The sequence below is a fragment of the Cobetia sp. 10Alg 146 genome (assembly GCF_029846385.1).
Lineage (GTDB): Bacteria > Pseudomonadota > Gammaproteobacteria > Pseudomonadales > Halomonadaceae > Cobetia > Cobetia marina.
Genome location: NZ_JARWKT010000006.1, coordinates 259,745 through 268,158, shown reverse-complemented (window position 1 = coordinate 268,158; position 8,414 = coordinate 259,745). Strand labels below are relative to the sequence as shown.

The 8,414-nt window shown below is 62.8% G+C and carries 6 protein-coding genes; 3 read left to right on the top strand and 3 right to left on the bottom strand.

Annotated features, from left to right (window positions below; all coding sequences use genetic code 11):
• Positions 1-188: 188 nt before the first annotated feature.
• Both fghA and QD172_RS12800 read right to left on the bottom strand, forming a co-directional pair.
• Positions 189-1,052, bottom strand: coding sequence for an S-formylglutathione hydrolase (gene fghA, locus QD172_RS12805; protein ID WP_279855923.1), 864 nt, complete (start codon positions 1,050-1,052; stop codon positions 189-191).
• A gap of 133 nt (positions 1,053-1,185) precedes the next feature.
• Positions 1,186-2,295: an S-(hydroxymethyl)glutathione dehydrogenase/class III alcohol dehydrogenase gene (locus tag QD172_RS12800; protein ID WP_077379043.1), complete on the bottom strand. Its 1,110-nt coding sequence runs from the start codon at positions 2,293-2,295 to the stop codon at positions 1,186-1,188.
• 239 nt (positions 2,296-2,534) lie between these two features.
• On the opposite strand from QD172_RS12800, the gene QD172_RS12795 reads away from it, so the two are divergent.
• Positions 2,535-3,428, top strand: a complete 894-nt coding sequence (locus QD172_RS12795; protein ID WP_279855922.1) for a LysR family transcriptional regulator — start codon at positions 2,535-2,537, stop codon at positions 3,426-3,428.
• Between the two features lie 125 nt (positions 3,429-3,553).
• Here QD172_RS12795 and QD172_RS12790 read toward each other — a convergent pair whose 3' ends face one another.
• On the bottom strand, positions 3,554-5,032 hold the full coding sequence (locus QD172_RS12790) for an NCS1 family nucleobase:cation symporter-1 (RefSeq protein WP_279855941.1): 1,479 nt from the start codon (positions 5,030-5,032) through the stop codon (positions 3,554-3,556).
• 817 nt (positions 5,033-5,849) lie between these two features.
• Between QD172_RS12790 and QD172_RS12785 the strand changes: the two genes are divergently transcribed.
• On the top strand, positions 5,850-6,752 hold the full coding sequence (locus QD172_RS12785; RefSeq protein ID WP_052384559.1) for a nitrilase-related carbon-nitrogen hydrolase: 903 nt from the start codon (positions 5,850-5,852) through the stop codon (positions 6,750-6,752).
• A gap of 82 nt (positions 6,753-6,834) precedes the next feature.
• On the top strand, positions 6,835-8,277 hold the full coding sequence (gene hydA / locus QD172_RS12780) for a dihydropyrimidinase (RefSeq protein ID WP_271302385.1): 1,443 nt from the start codon (positions 6,835-6,837) through the stop codon (positions 8,275-8,277).
• The last annotated feature ends 137 nt before the right edge of the window (positions 8,278-8,414 follow it).

The following is an 8,414-nucleotide window of genomic DNA, read 5'->3' as shown; positions in this document are numbered from 1 at the left end:
TCACTGGCTACCATCCTCACACCTCAAAGGAGGTGTTTCGCATGCCTTTTTATCTCTACCGGCCACCACACTCACACCTCAAAGGAGGTGCTTCGCATGCCTTTTCGTCTTCACTGGCTACCATCCTCACACCTCAAAGGAGGTGTTTCGCATGCCTTTTTATCTTCATTGGCTACCATCCTCACACCTCAAAGGAGGTGTTTCGCATGGTAGGTCAGATGCTCATCGATGAAAGTGGCCATGAAGAAGTAGCTGTGATCATAGCCGGGCTGGCGACGCAGGATCAGCGGGTGGTCCTGCTCGGCGCAGACCGCCTCCAGACGCTCCGGCTTGAGCTGCTCTTCCAGGAACTGGTCATTCTCGCCCTGCTCGACGAACAGCTCCTGACGCGCGGCACCGCTGTTGCCCGCCTGCTTGACCAGCTCGCAGGTATCCCACTGCGCCCACTGGGTGCGGTCATCGCCGAGATAGCCGCTGAAGGCCTTCTCGCCCCACGGGCAGGCCATCGGATTGGCGATCGGCGCGAAGGCGGAGACCGAGCGATAGCGCCCCGGATTCTTCAGCGCGCAGATCAGCGCGCCGTGGCCGCCCATGGAGTGACCGGAGATGGACTCGCGTTCGCCATCCACCGGGAAGTGACGCTTGACGAGCGCCGGCAACTCCTCGGTGACGTAGTCGTACATGCGGTAATGGCGCGCCCACGGCTCGCGGGTGGCATTGACGTAGAAGCCGGCACCGCTGCCGAAGTCATAGCTCTCGTCTTCGCCGGGCAGGTCCACGCCACGCGGGCTGGTATCCGGGCAGATCAGGGCGATGCCCAGCTCGGCTGCCTTGCGCTGCGCGCCGGCCTTCTGCATGAAGTTCTCGTCGGTGCAGGTCAGCCCCGACAGCCACCACAGCATCGGCACCGGGCCCTGTTCGGCCTGCGGCGGCAGATAGATGGCGAACACCATGTCGCAATCCAGACTGCCGCTGCGGTGACGGTAACGCTTGAGCCAGCCACCATGCACCTTGTTGGCGCTGACCAGCTCGAGTTGTTCGGTCGCGGTCATCATGCTCTCCCTTGTGATATCGCCTCATGAAGACGGCGTCGGCAAGCCGACGCCGTTTCACGCTCCGAGCCCGCCCAGGCATCACGCTTGCCTGCCCGGCCCGGAGGCGTTTCAGCCAAAGATCGCTCGCGGATCAGAAGCTCAGCACGGTACGGATCGACTTGCCTTCATGCAGCAGGTCGAAGGCCTCGTTGATCTTCTCGAACGGCATCTGGTGGGTGACGAAGTCGTCGAGGTTGATCGCGCCATCCATGTAGCGCTCGACGTAGCCCGGAAGCTCGGTACGGCCCTTGACGCCACCGAAGGCGGAGCCTTTCCAGACGCGCCCGGTCACCAGCTGGAAGGGACGGGTGGCGATCTCTTCACCGGCACCGGCGACGCCGATGATGATGGATTCGCCCCAGCCCTTGTGCGCGCACTCGAGCGCGGCACGCATGACCTTGACGTTGCCGATGCACTCGAAGGAGTAGTCGACGCCGCCGTCGGTCATGTCGACGATGGCTTCCTGGACCGGCACGGACAGCTTGCTCGGGTTGACGAAGTCGGTGGCGCCGAACTTGCGGGCCAGATCGAACTTGTCCTCATTGATGTCGATGGCGATGATGCGCGACGCCTTGGCCATCACCGCGCCCTGGATGGCGGCCAGACCGATGGCGCCGAGACCGAAGATGGCCACGGTGGCACCCGGCTCGACCTTGGCGGTATTCATCACCGCGCCGATACCGGTGGTGACGCCACAGCCCAGCAGGCAGATCTTGTCCAGCGGCGCTTCCTTGGACACCTTGGCCAGCGAGACTTCCGGCACCACGGTGTACTCGGAGAAGGTAGACGTGCCCATGTAGTGGTGCAGCATCTTGCCGTCCAGCGAGAAGCGCGAGGTGCCATCCGGCATCAGGCCACGGCCCTGGGTGGCGCGCACGGCGCTGCACAGGTTGGTCTTGCCGGAGAGGCAGAACTTGCACTTGCCGCATTCGGCGGTATAGAGCGGGATGACGTGGTCGCCCGGCACCAGACCGGTGACGCCCTCGCCCACTTCCTCGACGATACCCGCGCCTTCATGGCCCAGTACGGACGGGAACAGGCCTTCGGGGTCTGCGCCGGACAGGGTGTAGGCATCGGTGTGGCAGACGGCGGTATTGACGATGCGTACCAGCACCTCACCGGCCTTCGGTCCTTCGACATCGATCTCGACCAGCTCCAGCGGCTTGCCGGCTTCCAGCGCAATCGCAGCACGTGATTTCATTAATATCTCCTCGGAGCAACAATGGCGGTAGACTGATCCGTGGCATTCTCCCGGCGAGCCTGCCGGTGACCCCTTGCTCACAAGGGGTTCACCCGGGGGGACAGGCAAGGAGCAATGCATTGCCGCAACGCGTGCGGTGCCATCAGTATGCAACACAGTCTACGCAGTGACCTTGGCGGGATTAAGCCGTCAGCACTCAGATGATTATTGTCACTCAACAACAATGATGAGGAGCGGGCATGCAGCGTTGGGACCGCATCGAAGCCTTTGTGGAAGTCGTCAGAATCGGCTCGTTTTCCGGTGCCGCCCGTCATCTCGGGGTCTCCAGCTCACATGTCAGTCGCCTGATCAGCCAGTTGGAAGCCCAGCTTGATACCCAGTTGCTCTATCGCACGACCCGTCAGACGCGTCTCACCGATGCCGGACAGGTGTATTACGAGCACTGCCATCACCTCTTCGATGGCTTCCGCGCCGCCGAACAGGCCATCGGCGACTTCCACGCCCGTCCCAGCGGCGTGCTCAAGCTGACCAGCGCCACCACCTTCGGTGAGCGTTACGTCGCGCCACTGGTCAACGACTTCCAGCTGATGCACCCGCAGCTGGAGGTGCAGATGCACTTCACCAATCGTCCGGTGGAATTGATCGACGAGGGCTTCGATGTCGCCATTCGCATGGGCGTGCTCAAGGACTCCTCGCTGATCGCGCGGCGACTGGTGGACCGACAGGAGTATGTCGTCGCCTCGCACGACTACTTTCAGCGTGCGCCGCGCCCGCACACGCTGGCGGAGCTCTCCAGCCACCGCTGCCTGGCGGGCTCCAAGCGTGAATGGCTGTTCGAGGTCGAGGGCCAGCGACGCGAGGTGCGCATCTCCGGCAGCTGGCAGGCCAATTCCGGGCCGGCACTGCTGGACGCCACGCTCAAGGGCCTCGGGCTTGCCCAGATTCCCGACTATTACGTCGCGCCTCACCTGGCCAGTGGCCAGCTGATCTCGGTGCTGGATGAATATCAGGTGCGCGATACCGGGGTGTGGATCGTCTATCCCCGCCACCGCCATCTCTCGCCCAAGGTGCGCCAGTTCGTCGACTTCATGGTCGAGCGCTTCGAGGGCGGCATCCCCGGCCTGGTGGGCTGACGGCCAGGGCGCGAAGGCCTCAACCGGCCGTCACTTCCCCTTGCCACGACGACAGACGGGCTGCCGATGGGCAGCCCGTCTGTCGTTGCACGTGACGTTGCGTTGCGAGCTATCCGCCAGCGGCGTCAGGCACGCTGTGCGCCGCCACCCGGTATCGCCTCCGGCAGGTGCACCTGCGGTGCCTTGACCAGCAGCTTGCTGGCCACGAAGTAGACCAGCGCCCCCAGCAGCGAGCCGGTGAACCAGCCGTAGTCGTAGAACCAGGAAAGCCCGGGCTGCGAGAAGCTGATCACCGTCAGCCCCACCGGCACGAAGAAGGCGATGAAGCCCGCTGGATTGAAGGCCGGGTAGGTGCTGCCATCCAGATAGAGCGCCGGCAGATCGAAGGACTGACGACGGATCACGAAGTAGTCGACGATCATGATCCCCGCGATCGGCCCCAGCAGACTCGAATAGCCCAACAGCCAGTTGGAATAGAGGCTCTCGAGGCTCACGTCGGAGACGATCCAGCCCATCTTCTTGATCAGCTCGAAGCCCATCAGCAGCACCCCGACCAGCCCGGTGAGCAGCACGCCGCGCGTCTGGTTGATGAATTTCGGCGCGATGTTCTGGAAATCATTGGTCGGCGAGACGATGTTGGCGGCGGTGTTGGTGGAGAGCGTCGCGATGATGATCAGCACCATGGCGATGGCGACCCAGCCGGGGCTGTCGATGCGACCGATCAGGTTGACCGGGTCGGAGATGGTCTCCCCCACCAGCGAGCTGGAAGCGGCCGTCAGCACCACGCCGAGCGCCGCGAAGAAGAACATCGTCAGCGGCAGGCCGATGATCTGACCGACGATCTGGTCCTTCTGGCTCTTCGCGTAACGGCTGAAGTCCGGGATGTTCAGCGACAGCGTCGCCCAGAAGCCGACCATCGCGGTCAGGCCCGCCATGAAGTAGCTGGCCACGCCATCGCCTTCGGGACGATTCGGTGGCTGGGCCAGCAGTTCGCTGATCGAGGTGTGCGGCAGCGCCCACACCATCAGGCCGACCCCCACCGCCAGCAGCAAGGGCGCGGAGAGCGTCTCCAGCCACTTGATGGATTCCGCGCCGCGAATCACCACGAACAGGTTGAGCGCCCAGAAGATGAAGAAGCCGATGACCTCGCCCACCCCGCCCAGCGCCTTCCAGTCCGCCGAGAGGCTCGAGAGCAGCAGGTGAATCGCCAGGCCGCCGAACATCGTCTGGATACCGAACCAGCCACAGGCGACCACCGCCCGAATCATGCACGGCACGTTGGAGCCGATGATCCCGAACGATGAACGCAGCACTACCGGAAAGGGAATCCCGAAACGCGTGCCGGGGAAGGCGTTCAGCGTCAGCGGAATCAGTACCACCAGATTGGCGACCAGAATCGTGATCAGCGCCTCGCCGACACTCAGCCCGAAGTAGGCAGTGAGCACGCCGCCCAAGGTATAGGTGGGTACGCAGATCGACATGCCGACCCACAGCGCGGCGATGTTCCAGCGCGACCAGGTGCGCTCGGCACTCCTGGTCGGCGCGATATCCTCGTTGTAGCGCGGGCTGCGGGCGACGTCCTGCGCCACCACCAGCTCGATCATTTCCTCATTGCTGCGCACCATGTGCGAGCGAGTCTGTGTCGGGGCCATGAGTCCTCACCTGTTCAGCTGTTGTTATTGTTGAGGGTGATGCACGTCGCTTGTCCTGCCTTTGCGCTCTGTGGCGCGTCTTGCCGTCTTTGAAGATCCGTCCCTTCCTTCACCCTCCTGATTCACTTTTCCACCCTGTTTCAGCCAAGGGATGCTCGAATTACCCATCCACATGAAGCGGTACCTTTCATGGGCAAATCGCATGCCGATGGCGGCATTATTGCCGTCAAATCAAACCTGTCCCGCAAGACAACTTGAGAGGCAATGGCGCGGGTTTGACCGTCTGATGCCCGTCAGGTGGCGACACGCCGTGTTCGCGCCAATTGTCAGTATGGTCAGGTTCCAAGCTGGTGCAAGGCGGTCTTGCACAGGGCCCATACAGACGGTCACAAGCCACTGATGTGCATTGAGTTTTCCTTTGAAAATCGCGTGAACCACGCTGATTCTCCTGGCACCACAATGGTGAATTCATGCGAAATCTTTACCGAAAATCCTTTTATAACAACAAGATAAATCTACAAGACTTTATTTGACACTTCGTCTTGCCGAACGCGGGAACACTGTCTAATGTTCATTAAGCTGACTGGCGAGACAGGATTTGCATCGGACCTTCCCTGACCCACGATACCTGCCGCCGGCATGCAGACTTTCCGGACAGGCGGCATGATTTTCCAAGGTCCATTTCGCGCCATCCCGGTTCACCCGCTCTGCCCACCAGCACTCATTGAAGACAACAACAACCGGCGCCAAGCCGCCCGATGAGGATGACATGTCGAACGACTCCCGCATCTCCTATACCGAGGATGCCGGCAAGCTGCGCTGCGCCGTCATCCAGATGGGACTCAACGTCTCCACCGACCTCGAGCCCGCACAGATCCGCGATGCCATGAACGAGGCCCACCTGCCGCTGATCGACCAGGCCGGTGAGGCAGGCGTCAAGATCCTGTGCTTCCAGGAAGTCTTCAATCAGCCCTATTTCTGCCCGAGCCAGGATGCCAAGTGGTATGCCGCCGCCGAGCGCGTGCCCGACGGCCCCACCGTCACCCTGATGCAGCAGTACGCGAAGAAGCATCAGATGGTGATCATCGTGCCCATCTACGAGGAAGTGCAGCCGGGGGTGTACTACAACACCGCCGCCGTCATCGATGCCGACGGCAGCTATCTGGGCAAGTATCACAAGACCCACATCCCGCAAGTGGCGGGCTTCTGGGAGAAGTTCTTCTTCAAGCCTGGCAAGTCCGACTGGCCGGTCTTCGACACCGCCTACGGGCGCATCGGCGTCTACATCTGCTACGACCGCCACTTCCCGGAAGGCTGGCGCGCATTGGCGCTCAATGGCGCCGAGATCATCTTCAATCCCTCCGCCACCGTCGCGGGCCTCTCCCAGTATCTGTGGGAGCTGGAACAGCCCGCCTCCGCCGCCGCCAATGGCTGCTACATCGCCGCCATCAACCGTGTCGGCCATGAACAACCCTGGGATATCGGCGAGTTCTACGGTTCCTCCTACTTCGTGAATCCACGCGGCCAGATCGAAGCCCAGGCCAGTGCCACCGAGGACGAGCTGTTGATCCACGACCTCGACATGGCGATGGTGCGCGAGGTGCGCAACAACTGGCAGTTCTTCCGTGACCGCCGTCCGGACGCCTATACCCGCCTCACCGATGGTGAATGACGGCCAGCACGATAACGACAACGACAACACGACCTGACACTCAATGCCGGACAAGGCCGCGCGATGCGGCCGGGAGAGATTCATGGCAATCCTGATCAAGGGCGGCAGCATCCAGACCCACGAAGAGCGCTACACCGCCGATGTGCTGTGTGACGGCGAGACCATCACCGCCATCGGCACCGACCTGGACGTACCGGACGACTGCGAGGTGATCGACGCCAGCGGCTGTCTGGTGATGCCCGGCGGCATCGACCCGCACACCCACATGCAGCTGCCCTTCATGGGCACCGTGGCCAGCGAGGATTTCCAGAGCGGCACCGCCGCGGCGCTGGCCGGCGGTACCACCATGATCATCGATTTCGTGATTCCCTCCCCCCAGCAACCGCTGATGGAGGCCTATCACACCTGGCGCGAGTGGGCCGAGAAGTCGTGCTGCGACTACAGCTTCCACGTCGCCGTCACCTGGTGGGACGAGAGCGTCAGCCAGGACATGCAGACGCTGGTCTCCGATTACGGGGTCAACAGCTTCAAGCACTTCATGGCCTACAAGAACGCCATCATGGCGCCGGACGACACCCTCGTCTCGAGCTTCGCGCGCTGTCTGGAGCTGGGCGCGATTCCCACCGTGCATGCCGAGAACGGCGAGCTGGTCTACCACCTGCAGCAGAAGCTGCTGGCCGATGGCATCACCGGGCCCGAGGCACATCCGCTGTCGCGTCCGCCGCAGGTCGAGGGCGAAGCCGCCAGCCGCGCCATCCGCATCGCCGGCACCCTGGGCACGCCGGTGTATCTGGTGCACGTCTCCACCGCCGACGCGCTGGAGGAGATCCGCTACGCCCGCGAGCACGGTCAGCCGGTCTACGGCGAGGTGCTGGCAGGCCATCTGCTGATCGATGAAGCGGTCTATCAGAACAAGAGCTGGGAATTCGCGGCAGGCCACGTGATGAGCCCGCCGTTCCGCTCGCTGGAACATCGTCAGGCGCTGTGGGGCGGCATCCAGTCCGGTGACCTGCAGACCACCGCCACCGATCACTGCTGCTTCTGCGCCGAGCAGAAGGAGATGGGCAAGGACGACTTCTCGAAGATTCCCAACGGCACCGCCGGGGTCGAGGATCGCATGGCGATGCTATGGCACGAGGGCGTCAACACCGGGCGCTTCTCCGCCGAGGACTTCGTCGGCCTGACCTCCACCAACGCCGCCAAGATCTTCAATCTGTACCCGCGCAAGGGCGCGATCCGGGTCGGCAGCGACGCCGACATCGTGGTCTGGGACCCCAACGCCGAACGCACCATCTCGGCGAAGACCCACCACCAGAACATCGACTTCAACATCTTCGAAGGCCGCACCGTCAAGGGTATCCCGCGTCACACCATCAGCCGCGGCGACTGGGCATGGCGCGATGGCGAGCTGCATGCCAAGCGCGGTCACGGCCAGTACGTCGAACGCCCGCCCTACCCCAGCGTCTTCGACCAGCTCAAGGCCCGCGCCGAGAGCAATGTCGTCACCGCCGTGGATCGCAGCTGACGGCCGACGAACGACTCGAACAAGACAAGACCGGCACGACTGAACAACACGACTGAACGACGGCCTGGCAGCGCACCTGACGCGCTGCCGGTCCCGAAGCGCTGCCAATCAAGGCGTTGCCAATCAAGAAGCGCTAC